16 protein-coding genes and 1 other RNA gene are annotated in these 17,587 nt (G+C 54.6%); 14 read left to right on the plus strand and 3 right to left on the minus strand.

Annotated elements, in window-relative coordinates; translation table 11 throughout:
- The 10 genes from JJU47_RS01265 to JJU47_RS01310 form a co-directional block, all read left to right on the plus strand.
- The coding region (locus tag JJU47_RS01265) for a UTP--glucose-1-phosphate uridylyltransferase (RefSeq protein WP_300997381.1) at nucleotides 1-545 on the plus strand (545 nt) is incomplete at its 5' end.
- Between the two features lie 21 nt (nucleotides 546-566).
- A complete protein-coding gene (locus JJU47_RS01270) occupies nucleotides 567-1,775 on the plus strand; it encodes a glycosyltransferase family 4 protein (protein WP_228615766.1) in 1,209 nt (402 codons plus the stop codon).
- Nucleotides 1,772-3,103, plus strand: coding sequence for a glycosyltransferase (locus JJU47_RS01275; protein ID WP_228615756.1), 1,332 nt, complete (start codon nucleotides 1,772-1,774; stop codon nucleotides 3,101-3,103). Before JJU47_RS01270 ends, JJU47_RS01275 begins: the two co-directional genes overlap by 4 nt.
- A gap of 54 nt (nucleotides 3,104-3,157) precedes the next feature.
- Nucleotides 3,158-4,045: a YitT family protein gene (locus JJU47_RS01280; RefSeq protein ID WP_228615757.1), complete on the plus strand. Its 888-nt coding sequence runs from the start codon at nucleotides 3,158-3,160 to the stop codon at nucleotides 4,043-4,045.
- A 73-nt stretch (nucleotides 4,046-4,118) separates the two neighbouring features.
- A complete protein-coding gene (gene secG / locus JJU47_RS01285) occupies nucleotides 4,119-4,343 on the plus strand; it encodes a preprotein translocase subunit SecG (RefSeq protein ID WP_012726902.1) in 225 nt (74 codons plus the stop codon).
- A 102-nt stretch (nucleotides 4,344-4,445) separates the two neighbouring features.
- Nucleotides 4,446-5,186: an alpha/beta hydrolase gene (locus JJU47_RS01290; RefSeq protein ID WP_228615758.1), complete on the plus strand. Its 741-nt coding sequence runs from the start codon at nucleotides 4,446-4,448 to the stop codon at nucleotides 5,184-5,186.
- A 16-nt stretch (nucleotides 5,187-5,202) separates the two neighbouring features.
- The gene (gene rnr / locus JJU47_RS01295) at nucleotides 5,203-7,611 is read left to right on the plus strand and encodes a ribonuclease R (RefSeq protein WP_228615759.1); all 2,409 of its coding nucleotides are present in this window, start codon (nucleotides 5,203-5,205) and stop codon (nucleotides 7,609-7,611) included.
- Nucleotides 7,612-7,661: 50 nt separating this feature from the next.
- Entirely contained in the window at nucleotides 7,662-8,132 is a 471-nt protein-coding gene (smpB, locus tag JJU47_RS01300) for an SsrA-binding protein SmpB (RefSeq protein WP_228615760.1), read from the plus strand.
- Between the two features lie 49 nt (nucleotides 8,133-8,181).
- Nucleotides 8,182-8,537, plus strand: a transfer-messenger RNA (tmRNA) gene (gene ssrA, locus JJU47_RS01305).
- Nucleotides 8,538-8,664: 127 nt separating this feature from the next.
- Nucleotides 8,665-8,820, plus strand: coding sequence for a hypothetical protein (locus tag JJU47_RS01310; protein WP_024370407.1), 156 nt, complete (start codon nucleotides 8,665-8,667; stop codon nucleotides 8,818-8,820).
- Between the two features lie 134 nt (nucleotides 8,821-8,954).
- On the opposite strand, the gene JJU47_RS01315 is transcribed toward JJU47_RS01310, so the two are convergent.
- Nucleotides 8,955-9,146 carry a hypothetical protein gene (locus JJU47_RS01315; protein WP_228615761.1) on the minus strand — a complete coding sequence of 64 codons (192 nt, stop codon included), beginning with the start codon at nucleotides 9,144-9,146 and terminating at the stop codon, nucleotides 8,955-8,957.
- Between the two features lie 139 nt (nucleotides 9,147-9,285).
- On the opposite strand from JJU47_RS01315, the gene JJU47_RS01320 reads away from it, so the two are divergent.
- Nucleotides 9,286-10,695, plus strand: a complete 1,410-nt coding sequence (locus JJU47_RS01320; protein WP_228615762.1) for an NAD-dependent epimerase/dehydratase family protein — start codon at nucleotides 9,286-9,288, stop codon at nucleotides 10,693-10,695.
- Between the two features lie 134 nt (nucleotides 10,696-10,829).
- Nucleotides 10,830-12,386 carry a SulP family inorganic anion transporter gene (locus JJU47_RS01325; protein WP_047374370.1) on the plus strand — a complete coding sequence of 519 codons (1,557 nt, stop codon included), beginning with the start codon at nucleotides 10,830-10,832 and terminating at the stop codon, nucleotides 12,384-12,386.
- Here JJU47_RS01325 and JJU47_RS01330 read toward each other — a convergent pair.
- A complete protein-coding gene (locus tag JJU47_RS01330) occupies nucleotides 12,383-12,712 on the minus strand; it encodes a YolD-like family protein (protein WP_228615763.1) in 330 nt (109 codons plus the stop codon). The two genes, JJU47_RS01325 and JJU47_RS01330, sit on opposite strands and share 4 nt — an antisense overlap.
- Nucleotides 12,709-14,004 carry a Y-family DNA polymerase gene (locus tag JJU47_RS01335; RefSeq protein WP_228615764.1) on the minus strand — a complete coding sequence of 432 codons (1,296 nt, stop codon included), beginning with the start codon at nucleotides 14,002-14,004 and terminating at the stop codon, nucleotides 12,709-12,711. The genes JJU47_RS01330 and JJU47_RS01335 overlap by 4 nt, the downstream gene beginning before the upstream one ends.
- A 924-nt stretch (nucleotides 14,005-14,928) precedes the next feature.
- Here JJU47_RS01335 and JJU47_RS01340 point away from each other — a divergent pair.
- Entirely contained in the window at nucleotides 14,929-17,214 is a 2,286-nt protein-coding gene (locus tag JJU47_RS01340) for a bifunctional 2',3'-cyclic-nucleotide 2'-phosphodiesterase/3'-nucleotidase (RefSeq protein ID WP_228615765.1), read from the plus strand.
- Between the two features lie 175 nt (nucleotides 17,215-17,389).
- On the plus strand, nucleotides 17,390-17,587 hold a 198-nt coding region (locus JJU47_RS01345; protein ID WP_300997387.1), incomplete at its 3' end, for a carbon starvation CstA family protein.

The following is a 17,587-nucleotide window of genomic DNA, read 5'->3' on the forward strand; positions in this document are numbered from 1 at the left end:
CGATTTGGTGTGCCCGGAAGTTCATCGGTGACGAGCCGTTCGCGGTCCTGCTCGGGGACGACATCATCGAGTCGGACGTGCCGGCGACGCAGCAGTTGATCGAACAGTATGAGCGGTACCACCGTTCCATCATCGGCGTGCAGCGCGTCCCGTATGAAATGACGAAACGATATGGTATAATTGACCCGCTTGCCGTCGAAGGAAAGCTCATCCCGGTCCGGACGTTCGTTGAGAAACCGATGGTCGAGGAGGCGCCTTCGAACCTCGCCATCCTCGGTCGCTACATTTTGACGCCGGACGTCTTCGAGGCGTTGTCGGACCAACAAGTCGGGGCCGGGGGCGAGATTCAATTGACGGACGCCATCGCGCGACTGAACGAGGTCGAGACGGTGTACGCCTATGAATTTGACGGGCGCCGTTACGACGTCGGGGAACCGATCGGCTTCATCGAAGCGACGATTGCCCATGCGCTGTGCGACCCAGATTTAAAAGCCAACGTCCATGCGCTCTTGAAGCGATTCGTGGACGAACTCGAACAACAGTAAGGTGTGTTATTTTTGAAAACAATGTTAATGGTCTGTCAAAACTATTATCCGGAAATCGGCAGCGCCGGCAACCGGATGCAAAATATTACGCATCTCATGAAAGAACGCGGCTATGATGTCGAAGTCATCACGGCCGCCCCGTCGTATCCGAACTTCAACTTGTATCAAGACGACCGGTTCTGGAATGACAAGGCGCTCAACAATCAACCGTTCATCAAGCGACTCATCACGAAGAAGCGGAAGCACACGTCGAACATGGTGAGCCGTCTCGCCTTGTTCCTCGAACAGATGATCAAAGGCGTCGCCGCCGTACGGACGCTCGACAAAAAACCGGATGTCGTCTTTGCGACGACCCCGTCTTTTTTTATGGCGTTCGTCGGTGTGTATGCGAAACGGAAGTACGGCGTGCCGTTCATCCTAGACGTCCGTGATCTTTGGCCGGAGTCGGTGAAAGGGGTCGGCGTCTTCAAGTACGACTGGATGCTCGCGCCGGCGTTTTGGTTTGAGAAGCGTCTGTATAAAACGGCAGACGCCATCATCATCAACTCAGAAGGGTTCCGCAGTTATCTTCGCCAGCGCGGGGTCGACAACGATATCATCCACTATATGCCGAACTCGATTCGCGAGAGCGAGCGCAACTTGGAGCGGACCGTCCCCGCGGACGACCGGATGGAAATTTTATACGCTGGCAACATGGGACTCGCCCAAGACGTGTCGCTCTTGCTTGAACTCGCGGAGCGGTTCCGGAACGAACCGCGCATCCATTTCAAATTGATCGGATATGGATATCGGAAGAACGAGTTGAAACAGACGATCAAAGACCGCGGTTTCCAAAACTTTCTCTTCCTCGAGGCGATGCCGCGGACGGAGGCGTTTCAGGCGATCAAAAATGCGGACGTCGCGTTCGTCAGCCTGATCGACCAAGACGTGTTCGACACGGTCATCCCGGGCAAGTTGATCGACTATATGGCGGTCGGTAAACCGATTGTCGCGGCGGTGTCAGGCCATGCGGCGAATGTCATCGAAGCGGCGGAAGTCGGATATGTGTCACGCAAACGTGACATCGACGAGATTGTGCGCTCCCTCCGAACGTTGCTCGAACGCCCGGAGCTGCGTGACAAGTATGGCGCGAACGGCGTCCGCTACGTGAAAGACAACTTATGTTGGGAAAACAATATACACGTCCTCGAAGACGTGATCGAAAAAGTAACGATGGAGGAAACACGATGAAGGTATGTATGTTTGTATGGAACCATTTCACGAATGACGCCCGCGTCCTTCGCGAATGTTCAGCGCTCGCTGAGGCGGGTTACGAGGTCGATTTGATTGCCTTGCAAGATCCGAAAAACAAAGAGCTCCCGGCTGAAGAAATGCGTCCGGAAGGATTCCGTGTCATCCGGGTCAAACGCCAACCGCCCGTGCTTATAAATGCAATGAAGTTTGCGAGCCAGGTAAAAAAATGGGTTTTTAAGAAGACGACCCGCAAGATCGGAGCGGGGCTCGTCGGAGCGGGGCTGTTCGTTCTCGCGCCGCTCACGATGATCGGACTCGGTGCCGCGGCTGGCGCGATATTGCTTCCGCCGGTCCGCAAAAACATCGTCAACTTGAGCGCGATGCTCGAGATGGTGTTCGCCTCGACGAAAAAGTCATACGATTTCTATCATGCCAACGACTTGAACACGCTCCCGCAAGCACTCATTGCCGGGAAGCTCGTCAACAAAGGCAAGATCGTCTACGACTCGCATGAAGTCCAGACGGACCGGACCGGCTACGGATACATCCAAAGTAACCTCGAAGGCTGGTTGTTGCCTTACGTCGACACGATGATGGTCGAGAACCATACGCGCGCGGCGCACAACGAAAAATTGTACGGTTTCTATCCGTACGTGCTCCACAACTATCCGTTCTATCGTCCGCTCGACTTCTCGCTTCGGAAAGACTTGCATGCGCTCCTCGACTTGCCACACGATGAGAAGATCTTGTTGTACCAAGGCGGCATCCAAGCCGGCCGCGGTCTCGAACAGCTCATCCTTGCGGCGAAAGACTTTAAGGAAGGGACGCTCGTCATGATCGGGGACGGGAAATTGAAACCATTGATCAAACAGATGATTGAAGACGAGGGCGTCAGTGACCGCGTCAAGATGATTGACAAAGTGCCGGTCGAGGCGTTACCGTACTATACGATGAACGCGTATCTTGGCTTCCAAGTGCTTAACAACGTCTGTTTCAACCATTACTCGGCATCTTCGAACAAGCTGTTCGAATACTTGATGGCGGAAGTACCGGTCGTCTCGTGCGACTTCCCTGAAATCGAGCGGGTCGTGGCCGGGAACGACGTCGGTGTCGTCGTCGACTCACACGATCCGAAGTCGATCGCCGAAGGCGTCAACCGTTTGCTCGAAGACGAGGCGCTCTACGCCCGTGTGAAAGAGAATACGAAGACGGCACGTGAACAATACAACTGGGATTTGGAAAAAGAGGCACTCTTGCACGTCTACGAAAACGTCGCAGACCGCAAGTTGCCGATTATGAAAGACGGTGCGCCAAAGCCAGTATAATGAAAAGACTGCGGCTTTGGCCGCGGTCTTTTTTCTGTGGAAGGGGGAACTTATATGAAACGTCAACAACAACATCTATTGCGTCAACAAGTATGGAAAAAACTCCAATCGATCTCTGTGAAGGATATCGCCTGGATTATCGCCGGTTCGTTCATCCTCGCATTCGGGGTGAACTACTTCACCGTCCCGAACGACTTCTCGGAAGGGGGTCTGCTCGGGGTGACGATCATCTTGTTCTATTTGTTCGAATGGGACCTCGGCGTCACATCGATCATCGGGAACGGGATCTTGTTCATCATCGGGTATAAGCTGCTCGATCGCCGGACGATGGTGTACTCCGTCGTCGCGGTCGTCGCGACATCATTTTTCTTGAGCGTCACCCATAGCTGGGGCAGCCCGGCCGAAGACAAGTTGCTCGCGGCCATCTACGCCGGGATTATGATCGGGGTCGGCATCGGCATGGTGCTCCGCGTCGGCGGGACGACCGGGGGCGGGGTTATCATCGCCCGGCTCATGGAACGGTATCTCCATTTGAGCGTCGCCGTGTCGATGTTCATCATCGATGCGATCGTCGTCGGGATGTCGGGTATTTTCCTCGGCGAGCAAGTCGTGCTCTACACGCTCATCGCCATCATCATCGGCTCTTGGGTCATCGACCTCGTCGCCGAAGGCTTGAACATCCGAAAAGCAGTCACGATCATCAGCGACAAGCAAGAAGAACTCGCCGTCGTCTTGACGGAGACGCTCGGCCGTTCGGCGACAATCATCCACGGTCACGGCTACTACACGAAGCAAGACAAGAACATGCTCTACATGATCGTCGACAAGCGCCAAGTCGGTCCGCTCAAAAAAATCGTCGAAGTGACCGATCCGCGTGCCTTCGTCGTCATCCACCAAGTGAAAGAGGTCATCGGCGAAGGGTTCAGCTACCCGTCCCGATAATTAGAAAGCTGGTGTTTTGACGTCAACTTCTATATAATAAAAGGCGTGTAAAAAGAAGGAGGAACTGACTACTATGCAAACGATCGCTACAATCAGCCTACTCGTCGTGGCTGTCTTATTGATTGTCGTCGTACTGCTCATGTCAGGTCGGTCGCAAGGTCTTGGGGCGATTGCAGGTGGCGCGGAGCAGTTGTTCGGCCGCCAGAAAGCGCGCGGCTTCGACGCTGTTTTGAACCGAACTGCAGCTGTACTAGGCACGTTGTTTTTCATTTTAGGATTACTAGTCGCATCATTATGATGAAAGGCTGATCGTTCTCGATTTTTACGTGAGGCGGTCAGCTTTTGTTTTTTTACAATTTTTTTTGGGAATAATGGAATGTACGAGGAGATGACTTGAACGATGAAAGTGAGTGCACCGAAACCGTTCTTCTTTGAAGGCGGACCACGTGCCGTGTTGATGTTACATGGCTTTACGGGATCGAGCGCGGATGTCCGCATGCTCGGCCGTTTCCTACAAAAAGAAGGCTACACTTGCATGGGACCCCAGTATCGGGGACATGGCGTCCCGCCGGAAGAGTTGCTTGAATATGGACCGAACGACTGGTGGCAAGACGTGCAAGACGCTTATCAGGCGCTAAAAGACAAAGGGTATGATGAGATCGCCGTCTGCGGCCTCTCACTTGGCGGCGTCATGTCGCTCCGCCTCGCCTCAGAAGCGAGCGTGAAAGGTGTCGTGCCGATGTGCGCGCCGACGGAGATCGACGCCGAGGACCGGTTGTATAAAGGAGTCCAAGCGTACGCCCGAGAATATAAATCAAGAGAAGATAAATCGGCCGAACAAATCGAGCGAGAGATGGCAGACTTCAAGCCGATGCCGACACTCACCGACTTACGCGCGTTCGTCCAAGAGACGACATCACGGCTCGAAGATATCTTCGTTCCCGCGCTCGTCGTCCAAGGGGCGAAAGACCGCATGGTCGATCCTCAATCTGCACACGAAATTTACGAGGCGATCAACGCGTTCCAAAAAGAACTGCTCATGTATGAACAGTCGGGACACGTGATCACCCTCGACAAAGAAAAAGAGAAACTGCACCAGGACGTGCTCGATTTTCTCGAAACGTTAGACTGGTCAGTGTGAAAAAGGAGGTGTCACGTTGAATTTACGTGACCAACTATTAGAAATCATACAGTCGAGCGATAAAGCGCTCACTGTCGACCAATTGACCGAGCGATTAGCGCTCGAGTCGACGGATGCCTTCAAAGAGCTCATCCGTACATTGAACGAACTTGAAGCGGAAGGCTTGATCGGGCGGACGCGGACGAACCGTTACGGGACGCTCGCCGTGCTCGGCCAAGCAGCCGGGATCATTTCGATCCACCAGCGCGGCTTCGGCTTCTTGTCGGTCGAAGGCGAGAAAGAAGATGTGTTCTTGCCGCCGGACCAATTGAAAGACGTCTATCACGGCGACACGATCCTCGTCAAAAAACGCGAGGACAACCGTGGGAAGACGGAAGGCGTCCTGCTCAAAGTATTGAAGCGGGGCTTGTCTGAGTTCGTCGGGACGTATACGCTTCCGAGCGGACGTCTCGACCAGTTCGCGTTCGTTGAACCGGACGATAAGCGCATCAACTTCTGGCCGGTCGTCAACCCGGGCAACTCGCTCGGTGCCGTCGACGGCCATAAAGTCGTCGTCCGCATCACGAAGTATCCGGACGGACGCTTCGCAGGTGCGTGTGACGTCGTCCGTATCATCGGACATAAGAACGACCCAGGCGTCGACATCTTGTCGATCGTCTATAAGCACGGCATCCCGACCGAGTTCCCAGAGGACGTCATCGAGCAGGCGAACGCCGTGCCGGATGAGGCTGACGAGAAAGACTTTATCGGCCGCGTCGACCTTCGCAACGAGACGATCTTCACGATCGACGGCGAAGACGCGAAAGACTTGGACGATGCCGTCCACGTCAAGAAGCTGAACAACGGCAACTACGAGCTCGGCGTCCACATCGCCGACGTCTCGCATTACGTGCGGGAAGGCTCGCCGCTCGACGTCGAGGCGTTTGAGCGCGGCACGAGTGTGTATCTCGTCGACCGCGTCATCCCGATGCTGCCGCATCGCCTCTCGAACGGGATCTGTTCCCTCAACCCGCACGTCAACCGTCTGACGCTCAGCTGTGTCATGGAGATTTCCCCGCAAAACGGGAAAGTCGTCAGCCATGAACTGTTCCCGAGTGTCATCAAGACGACGGAGCGGATGACGTACACGAACGTCCGTGAGATCATCGAGCGCGACGACGAAGAGACGCTCAAACGCTACGAACCGTATATTGGAGAGTTCGACTTGATGGCGGAACTCGCGGAAGTGCTCCGGGCACGCCGCAACTCGCGCGGTGCCATCAACTTCGACTTCGCCGAGGCGAAAGTGCTCGTCGACGAAGAAGGCAAACCGGCAGACATCGTCCTCCGTCCGCGCTCGGTCGCTGAGAAGTTGATCGAGGAGTTCATGCTCGCAGCGAACGAGACGGTCGCGGAACACTTCCACAAGATGGACGTCCCGTTCATCTACCGTGTCCACGACAATCCGAAATCGGACAAGCTCGACTTCTTCTTCGACTTCGTCGCGAACTTCGGCGTCCACATCGAACGGTTCAAAGGCCAGACGGTCGACCCGAAGACGCTTCAAAAGATCTTGAAAGCGATCGAAGGGGAACCGGAAGAAGCGGTCATCAGCACGATCATGCTCCGTTCGATGCAACAAGCGAAATACGATGACGTCTCGCTCGGCCACTTCGGACTTGCGACTGACTTCTATACGCACTTCACGTCGCCGATCCGCCGTTACCCGGACTTGATCGTCCACCGTCTCATGCGGACGTACGCGCTCAATCAAGATTTGTCAGAGAAGACGATCGCGAAGTACGAGGACCGTCTCGGCCCAATCGCCGAACAAGCGTCGAAACGCGAGCGCCGTTCGGTCGATGCCGAGCGTGAGACACAAGCGCTCAAGAAAGCCGAGTACATGGAATCACGTCTCGGTGAAGAGTTCGACGGTGTCGTCAGCGGTGTCACGAACTTTGGGATGTTCATCGAACTCCCGAACACGATCGAAGGACTCGTCCGTCTCCAATCGATGGATGATTACTACCACTTCGACGAGTCGCAGCTCATGCTCCTTGGCGAGCGGACGAAACGTCAGTTCCGCATCGGGGACTCGGTCCGCGTCAAAGTCGACGCCGTCAACCTTGACGAGCGGACGATCGACTTCACAATCGTCGGCATGCCGAAGCGGGAACAGTCGCGCCGTCGCCAACCGACGACGATCAAAGCGACGGAAGGCCGTCCGAAGAAAGAGGATAAGCGCGGGGGCCGTGGTCGTGACGACAAACGTCCGAAGCGCGGCAAGCCAGGAAAACCGGGCAGCAAGCCCGGCAAACCAGCAGCCAAGCCAGGTGAGAAGCCGAAGGATAAGCCGTCACAAGGCCGTTCGGCACTCGACTTGAAGAAGAAAGACAAACAAAAACGTACCGGCGACGCGAAACGCGGAGCGAAGAAGCGTCGTTAATGGGAGGGGGTGACCCCTCCTCTACATTGAAATAAAAGGACTGAATGTTTATGGCCAAGTCAAAAGATTCGAACGTGCTCGCCCAAAACCGAAAAGCGTCTTTCGATTACGCGATCGAGGACACGATTGAAGCGGGCATGGTGTTGACCGGTACCGAGATCAAATCGGTGCGCCAGTCAAAGATTAACATCGCTGACGCCTACGTCCGTTTTGACGGCGGCGAGGCGACGCTTCACAACTGTCATATTAGCCCGTTCGAGCAAGGAAACCGGTTCAATCACGAGCCGCTCCGTGTCCGAAAGCTATTGTTGCATAAGAAGCAAATCAATCAGCTCATCGGTGCACAAGGCCGGGACGGCTATACGATCATCCCGCTCAAAGTGTATCTCAAGAACGGATTCGCCAAATGTCTCCTCGGAATCGGCCGCGGGAAGAAGAAGTATGATAAGCGCGACGACTTGAAGAAGAAAGACGCGAAGCGCGACGTCGACCGGGCGCTCCGAGACCGGCAAAAATACTGACAGCGATACCTGATTGTGGTATAGTAGTGATAGTACCAATTACCACCTCGGGGACGTTATGGATTCGACGGGGGTAGGTCGGTCGTATGTGGCGTGTCGAGGGGTCGGCCTCGTAAAAACGCAAACGCCTATAACTGGCAAAACTAACACACAACTCGCAGCAGCCTAAGTGCCCTGCGGATCCTGACATCCATCGCTTGTGTGGATGATTATCAGGGTCTCAAACTAAGCAAGCTACGCTTCAACCTCGCCGTCTGAGGGCGCGAAGAAGAGATGAATCAGACTGGATGCGACAACGCCTGTTTATCGGCAGTGTCACATCGAGATCCAATAGATAAACTACACACGTAGAAGCATGCGTTACGATGCCTTCGGACGCGGGTTCGACTCCCGCCGTCTCCATTTTTAAGCAGTCTATAGTGACTGTGATCAATGATTTTTAATGAAGACCTTCTAATTTCATTGAAATTAGAAGGTCTTTTGATGTGAATGGAGCAAGTCAATCACATTTAAATGAAAGTAGGTGAATCAAATGGGAAAATATCAATTAGATAATAAAAGTAAAGTGGCTGCTGCCAAGTATCAAGACGGCAAAAAACCAGCTGTGTCGAATAAAAAAGAAAAGCTTAATCAGCTTCGAGAAGCGTATTTGCAGAAAAAAAATGAAAAGAAGCAATCTGGTGAATGATCAGACAGCTTAGCTGATTTCAAGTGTTCTGCTATAAGAAGTTGAAATGAGAGAAGAGGGTCATCCGTGCGTAGTTTATGCAGGGGTGACCCTCTTTTTGTTTCTCTATTTGCTGATTAGGTGCAATTTGATTCTCACCACAAGTTAAACAAGTCCGCGACAATCGCATCACTTCCGTCTTGGAACATGAACAGACCGAGTGCGATTAACAGACCACCAATCACAAGTGTGCCGAACCGTATCAGTCCATTCGTGTTCTTTTTAAACAGACCGCGAATCACGAGCCATCCACCAATCAACAGCATCAAGAAATACCAAAATCCCATAGCCATTCCTCCTCTGCCTGTAGTTGAGTCTAGTTTACATATATTTTCCAGTGCATACTGTAGGGCGTGCGACTGATTTAATCTCAGCCCAAGACGGGTACATTACTTCTATGTGAAAACCAAGGGGAGAGTGACCACTATGCGGAAAACGATCGTCATCGCGGGGGCGAGCGGCTATATCGGCTCGAACGTGATGGACCATTTAAAAGAAGAATATGACATCATCGCCTTGTCTCGTTCGACGAAGAACAAGGAAGACGAAGCCCACATCACGTGGCGGTCGTGCGATTTGTTCTCGTATGAACAGACGCGCGAGGCGTGCGAAGGAGCGGACTACGCCATGTTCCTCGTCCACTCGATGATCCCGGACGGCGGATTGACACAGGCGACGTTCGAAGACATGGACGCGCTCATCGCCGATAACTTCGCCCGGGCGACGAAAGCAAACGACATCGAACAAATCGTCTATTTGAGCGGTATCATTCCGAAAGAGTCGAAGACGTTGTCACGTCACTTGAAGAGCCGGCTCGAAGTCGAACGGATTCTCGGCGGCCAAGGCGTGCCGGTGACGACGATTCGGGCCGGACTGATCATCGGTCCAGAAGGCTCGTCGTTCCCGATTCTCGCGAAACTCGTCAAACGGTTGCCGGTCATGATCCTCCCGAACTGGACGAAGACGGAGACGCATCCGATCGACTTGCGTGAAGCTGTCCAGGCGCTCATCTCCGTCGTCGGGGCCGAGGCGCTGTACGACCATCATATCGATATCGGTGGACCGGAAGTGATGACGTATCGGAAGATGATTGAAGATACGGCTGACGTCATGGGCAAACGCCGCGTCATGATCGACTTCCCATTTCCGACGATCAAGTTGTCCCGTCTTTGGGTCATGGCTGTCACGGGTGAGCCGAAAGATACCGTCTATCCGCTCGTCGAAAGCATGGACCACGCCATGGTCGCGAAAGACACGACCGGCGTCAAACAAGGGGAGATTCCGTTCAAAGAAGCGGTCGAGCACGCGCTCGAGGAAGAAGAGAAGCAAGAGGGTGGCGGCAAGAAGAAAAAGCAACCGAAACAGTACACCGTCCGCTCGATTCAACGGTTCGGTCTGCCGGAGGACAAATCAGCGGCCTGGATGGCCGATGAATACTTCGAGTGGCTCGGACGAGTCGCGTATCCGCTCATCCAGACGACGAAAGAAGAGGACGATTGGGAGATTGCGCTCCTCCGTCCCTCCCTCGTCGCACTCCATCTGTCGCTCGAGGACGAGGCGACAGATGACATGGCCTCATTCGAGATTGACGGCGGACTGTTCACGAAGTTGACCGAAGAAGGGAAGACCGGACGCCTCGAGTTCAGACGGCTCCCGGAATCAGACGAAGGGCTCGTCGCCATTCATGAGTTCGTGCCGGCGCTGCCGTGGTGGTTTTATACGAAGACGCAGGCGAAAGCCCACCTCGTCGTCATGTGGCTGTTTGGCCGTCACGTCCGTCTGCTTGGGGAAGACGCGGACGAGGGCGACCAAGTCGTCGAGGCGCCGACGAATTAACGAAGACGCATCCACCGCGATGCGTCTTTTTGTTTTGTCGATTATGTTAACGTTTCGCCAGAGTCGTTTACAACGAGGGGATACAGGCGTAAACTGAACTCGTTTTCGACCTAATGGAAAGAAGGAATGCAAGAATGGACAACTTCATGACACCACGCCAAAGATGGCAAAAAGACATCTCGGCCGGGATCACCGTCGGGGTCGTCGCCGTCCCGCTCGCGATGGCGTTCGCGATCGCTTCGGGCGTCGGACCGGTGTACGGTCTATACACGGCCATCATCGCCGGCATCCTCGTCAGCCTGTTCGGGGGCTCGACGTTCCAAATCGCCGGACCGACCGGCGCGTTCATCCCGATCGTCTCGGGCGTCATGCTCGCGCACGGCTACGAAGGCCTTCTCGTGACGACGTTCCTCGCGGGGGTCCTATTGTTCCTTATGAGTGTGCTCCGCGTCGGCCGTCTCATCCGCTTCATGCCGCGCGCCGTCACGATCGGATTCACGGCCGGGATCGCCGTCGTCATCTTCGTCGACCAGCTCGATGAACTTTTCGGCATCACGTTTCAGAAGGCGCCACACTTCCATGAGAACTTACTTCAGCTCGTGACGTCGTTACCGGAAGCGAGTCTATGGCCCGTCTTCATTGCCGCCATCGGTTTCTTGACGCTTTGGCTCGTGCCGAAACTGCCCGTAAAATTGCCGCTTCTGTTGATGGCGATGCTCGTGCCGACGTTCGTCAGTCTCGTCATCCCGGGCGAAGTCGCGACGATTGGCAGCGCCTATGGCGGCATCCCGAGCGGACTGCCTGACTTTAACTGGCTCGCGATCGACTTCGATTTGATTTCGACGCTCTTACCGTCGGCGTTCGCCATCGCCTTCCTCGGAGCGCTCGAGTCGCTGTTGTCGGGAGCGGTCGCGGACGGGATGGCCGGCACGAAGATGAACCCGGACAAGGAACTGTTCGGGCAAGGGCTCGCCAACGTCGTCGTCCCGTTCTTCGGCGGCATCCCGGCAACCGGCGCCATCGCCCGGACGGCGACGAACATTCAAGCCGGGGCCGTCAGCCGCCGCTCCGGTGTCATTCACGGATTGACGGTGCTCCTCGCCGTGCTCGTGTTGGCGCCACTCGCGAGTTACGTCCCGCTCGCCGCGCTCGCGCCGATTTTGATGCGCGTCGCGTGGAACATGTCGGAGCGGCACCACGTCTTTGAGATGCTCCGGCATCGATCAGCCGAGTCACTCGTCTTGCTCGTCACGCTCGGTCTGACCGTGTTCGTCGACCTCGTCGTCGCGGTCGAGGTCGGGGTCATCTGCGCACTCGCCTTGTTCGCGAAACGGATGGCCGACACGATCGATGTCCGTGAACAGACGGAACGGTACGCGACGCGCGACGGCCAAGTCGTCTTCAGCGTCGAAGGCCCGCTCTTCTTCGGGGCAATCGAGATGTTCGAGCACGTCTTGCATCATATCCATGACGAGCCGGACGTGTTCATCTTTAACTTCCACCGCTGCCCGGTCATCGATGTGACGGCCGTCGAAGAGGTTCGCCGCGTCGTCAGGGAACTGAAAGCGGCCGACCGTCGTGTCGTCTTCGCCCACTTGTCGGCACCCGTGCGGCAGACGCTTACCCATTACGGCGTCCTCGACCACGTCGACACGTTCGAGACGACGCAGGAAGCGATCGACGCGTCTTAACGGACCGACAGGATATGACCGAACGGGATGCGGCGCACTTCGCCATCGAACAGTTCGACTTCCCGTTCAGCGTAATAGATGGCGTGGACGTAGCCGCGCACCGACCGTGTCGCCCCGTCCTCGAACAGTGTCACATCGACGGCATCGCCTTCGCGGATGGCCCGCTCGAGTTCGGTTTGCCATAAGTGGAGCAGCTGTTCATCCAAATCAGGAAGTTCGATCTTTTGGATTTGGGCGTAATAGCGCTTCAAGAGCGCCACGTGCTCAGGCATGAGAAACGGGATCCATTTCAGTTCGCCTCGGTCTTTGTAACGGGTCTTGCTCATCGTGCATCGCCTCCTTGTTTATGTCCGCCGATCAACCGCTGGCGGGTGCGGAGCGGACTGTCTTTCAATAGGCTCGACGCTGGACGGAGCGTGCCGCGCCCGAACCGGACGTTCAATTGATCGACGAGGTCGAGAAAGTCGTACCGCCTTGCTTTCGCCCACTCGTCTTCAAAAAACGACAGTTGAACGTGGTCACTTCGCGGCTCGAGCTTGCCGAGGGCGACCGAGACGTAGCGGACCGCCTCCGTCTCCTCCCATCCGTCGAGGAAGAGCGTCAACAACGCCGGCAAGAAATCTTGCTCGTCCGCTGTGAAGCGGTCGAGCTTTTTTTGTTTGCTGAACCCGCGCCGCTCGCTCTTCCGTGTGTAACGCACGCCGAGATGAACGCTCCCGCCGACGAGTCCGGCTTGCCTTGTCCGCATTCCGACCTCGACGGCGATCGCCTGCAAGACGAGTCGAATCGAGGCGTACGTCGTGTAATCTTTCATGAGCGTGATGCCGTGCCCGATCGTCCGCGGTCGTTGCCGCTGCGCCCCGAACAACGAGCTCGGCGGGAGGATCGTCGGTGACTCGTCGATGCCCCAGGCGTGATGCCACAGCTCGGCCCCGATGACGCCGAACTTCTCATGCAACACGTCGAGCGGATAACGGGCGAGGTCACCGATCGTGAAAATACCGAGCCGCTGCAGATGCACGGCCATCTTCGTCCCGACACCCCACATCATCTCGATCGGTGCGGGATGGATCAGCTTCTCGACGTCGTGGAGGAAACAGCGGGCGACACCGGTCTTTTTCCCGTGCAAGTCGAGGACGAGCTTAGCGAGGACGTTGTTTGGCCCGATGCCAATCGTGACGGGGATGCCGGTATAGCGGAAGACGGTCGACCGGATGAGGCGGGCGAGGTGCTCGTCATTGCCGAACAGTCGCTCGGTCCCGGACAAGTCGACGAGTGTCTCGTCGATCGAGTAGACACGAATCGCCTCGGGCGGTGCGAACTGGTGGAGGATGTGGACGATCTGCACCGACACGTTCAAATAGTGACCCATGCGCGCCTCGGCGTAGAGGACGTTCTTCCGTTCGTGCCACGGCAAGCGGTCGATGTGAAACCGCCGGGATCCGGTCTTGATGCCGAGTTGTTTCATCGGCGGGGTCGCGGCGAGGACGAGGGCACCGCTGTCTTCGAGGTTCGAGAGTACGACGAGTTTCGTCTTATACGGGTTCAACTTGCGGGCGGCACACTCGCAACTCGCATAGAAGGAGACGCTGTCGATACAATAAATCCGACGTCGCATCGTCATCACTCCTTTTTTACGAACAAATGTTCTGTTTTTATTATCGTAACACGGTCTCACACCGTCTCAAATAGAAAAATGAAAATAACATTGTAGATGAAGCTAATGAAAATTATTTGAAGCTTTCAGATAGGATGTCTTTATCTTCTGAAGATGAGAAAATCATTGAAAAAGTCCAAAAGGATTTTGAAGTGTATGAAACAGAAATCTCGTCAAAACATAAAAATATAAATGTTCAAGAATTCGAAAATTCAACTAACTATCTATACAAAGTTATTTTTAAAAATGAAGATGATGCAGCTCTTTATCTAACTTTTAATTATGATGAGAATCACTTCATTAGCACGTTTGATAAAGGATTTAAGAAATTAAACGATTTTTGATGAGTTGTTCCTCAAGCCAAATGATTCCGACAGAACAGGTTGATTTCTTGAGGTTTTTCACGACACGATTTAAAATAGAAGGCGCTAAATATTTAATAAGATATAGTTGTGATGAAAAAAGGCTCAACTTCTCCGATTGGAGTCGTTGAGCCTTTTCGTGTACCCGTTAAGACGGGGGATAAATATGGTCGGTATCTGTGTCCAGGACGAAATCGATGCTTATTCGTCTGAACACGGAATGCGGTCAAAGCCGTGGAGCCGACAAAACATGTCCGGAAAGTCTTTACTATCCGCCACCATTTCTTTCGTTTGTCGATACATCTCTCTTACTTTCTGTTTGGAACACTTCTTTCCGCTCAGGCAAACGCTGCCCCAGTACCCATCAATTTCAATGATCAACTAGATTCCTCTCCTCCCAAACTCCTTTCTTTAATCTTAGGCCAAACATCCGTAAATTTTTACAAAAAATAATGGTGGCGTTTACAAACGGGTGGTATAGTGAAAGAGGTTAGGCCATTTTTTGTAAAAAGGGGAAATGAACATGAAAACAGCCTTAAAATGGACGATTGCGACGGCACTCGTATTGCCGGCGACGTTACCGCTGCACGCACCGAACGTACTCGCGTCAGAGGACGTCGTGAAGCTCCGCTTCCTAGAGACGACGGATCTACATACGAACATCACGAACTACGACTACTTCCAAGACAAAGTCGACAACACGATCGGCTTGACGAAAGTCGCGACGCTCATCAAACAGCATCGTGCGGAAGCAGGAGCCGACAACACGTTCCTCTTCGACAACGGGGATACGATTCAAGGGACGCCGTTTGGCGATTACGTCCGGGAAGTGCATCAAGGGAACCCGGGCACGTTCGAGCATCCGATGTACAAAGCGATGGCGGCGCTCGACTTTGACGCGGTCACACTCGGCAACCACGAGTTCAACTTCGGTCTCGAATTTTTATACGACGCGATGGAAGGATCGAAAGGGAAGCTTCGTTTCGTCAACTCGAACGTCAAAGATTTAGAGGGGAACCCAATCGTTTCGAAGTTCAACGTTGACGGACAAGAGGTCCAAATCATCGAGCGGACGGTCACGGACACGGACGGGGAGACACATACGATCAAAGTCGGTGTGTTCGGTGTCGTGCCGCCGAAAATCATGTCGTGGGACTCGGGGAACCTTCAAGGCCGCGTGACGGCGGAGAACATCATACCGTCGGCGCGTGAAGCGGTCAGCAAGTTGAAAGCACAAGGCGCGGACGTCGTCGTCGCCCTCGCGCACTCAGGGATCGGCGAAAGCGCCGCACTCGCGGACGAGCAACGTGACGATGAAGAGAACGTCGGCTACGCCCTGACGAAAATCGATGGCCTCGATATGGTCATGACCGGTCACCAACACGGCCGCTTCCCGGACGCGAGCGGTATGTTCGCTTCGTTCCCGAACGTCGATATGGCAAAAGGGACGATCAACGGCAAGCCGGTCGTCATGGCGAACAATCAAGGGAAAGACTTAGGTGTCATCGACTTCGAGCTCGAGCAAGTGGACGGAGAATGGCGTGTCCTCGATGCGACGGCCAAACTCGACACGATTACGGCGAACACGCCGGTCGATGCCGAGATTCAAGCGATCATCGAAGACGACCACCGGGCCACAATCGAGTACATCAACCGTCCGGTCGGCGAGATTCAAGACGACATCCAAAGCTACTTCGCGCTCGTCCGTGACGATTCATCGGTGCAGTTCGTGACGAACGCACAGACGTGGTTCGTCGAGAAAGAACTCGAGACAAACCCGGACCTCGCCCCGTATAAAGGGTTGCCGCTCCTCTCGGCCGGTGCCCCGTTCAAGGCGGGCGGCCGTGAATTGACGGATGCGGGTTACTACACGAACATTCCGAAAGGTCAAATCGCACTGAAGAACGTGGCTGACCTATACGTCTATCCGAACACGCTCGAAGTCGTTAAAGTGACCGGACAAGACGTTATGGACTGGCTCGAGATGTCGGCTGGGGCGTACAAAGAAGTGAAAGCGGACGGGGAACCGCTCTTGAACCTCGCGTTCCGCAGCTACAACTTCGACATCTTGGACGGGTTGACGTATGAGATCGACGTGACGGGTCCGGCGAAGTTTGATGTCGGCGGGAAACTCGTCAACGCTTCGGCCAACCGCGTGAAGAACGTTGAATATAACGGCGAACCGATTTCGATGGACCAAGAGTTCTTGGTCGCGACGAACAACTACCGTGCCGGTTCGAGCTCGTTCCCAGGTCTTAACGGTGGCAACAGCATCGTCTACCGGTCGGCGTACGAGACACGTAACGTCATCTCGGACTATATCATCGCGAGCCGTGGCGCTGTCGATTATAAAGCCGATGATAACTGGAAAGTCGTTGCCGACGCGAAACGTCTCGCCACGTTCGAGACGGCGGATGCCGGCAAACAGTACGTCGACTTGTACGAAGGCATCGAAGCGACGGACGCGACACGCGTTGACGCGGCCGGACGTCTCTTCCGGTCGTACACGATCGCACTCGATCCGGTGACGGAAGCCGAGCAAGTCGAACTCGTCCTCTCGGTCGACACGATCAAGCCGGGTGCGAAAGCTGTGACGGGTGTCACGACAGCGAACGCGAACGTCACGTTGAAAGACGGACAGCGCGTGCTCGCGACAACGAAAGCGAAAGCGGACGGCTCGTATACGTTGTCTGTGAAGCCGCTCAAGCTTCGCCAGACGCTCACGGTCGTCAGTGAACTCGACGGTCAAACAAAAGAAGAAACGAAAGTCGTCGGAACCGGCCATGTCGGTGTCCCAGCCCTTCGTTAATCAATGAATGAGCCCTCAGTTTTGAGGGCTTTATTTTGTGTCAAAAAAGTGAATGAAACCCCTTACATAATCGGAAGAAGTGCTATATAATCAACAATGTAATCGGTTACATACGATATGTAAACTAAAGGGCCAACGGGGATTGGCTACATACGCAACAAAGGGGACAATACACATGGTTACATTTTTTATCGCCATCGCGATTTTACTGATCGGCTATCGCATTTATGGCCGTTACGTCGAGAAGACGTTCGGCATCAAGGAAGAGCGGACGACGCCCGCCTACGCGTCACAGGACGGCATCGACTACGTGCCGATGGGCAAGAAGCGCAACTCGATGATCCAGCTGTTGAACATCGCCGGCGTCGGACCG

This window comes from Exiguobacterium sp., assembly GCF_020832205.1.
GTDB lineage: Bacteria > Bacillota > Bacilli > Exiguobacteriales > Exiguobacteriaceae > Exiguobacterium.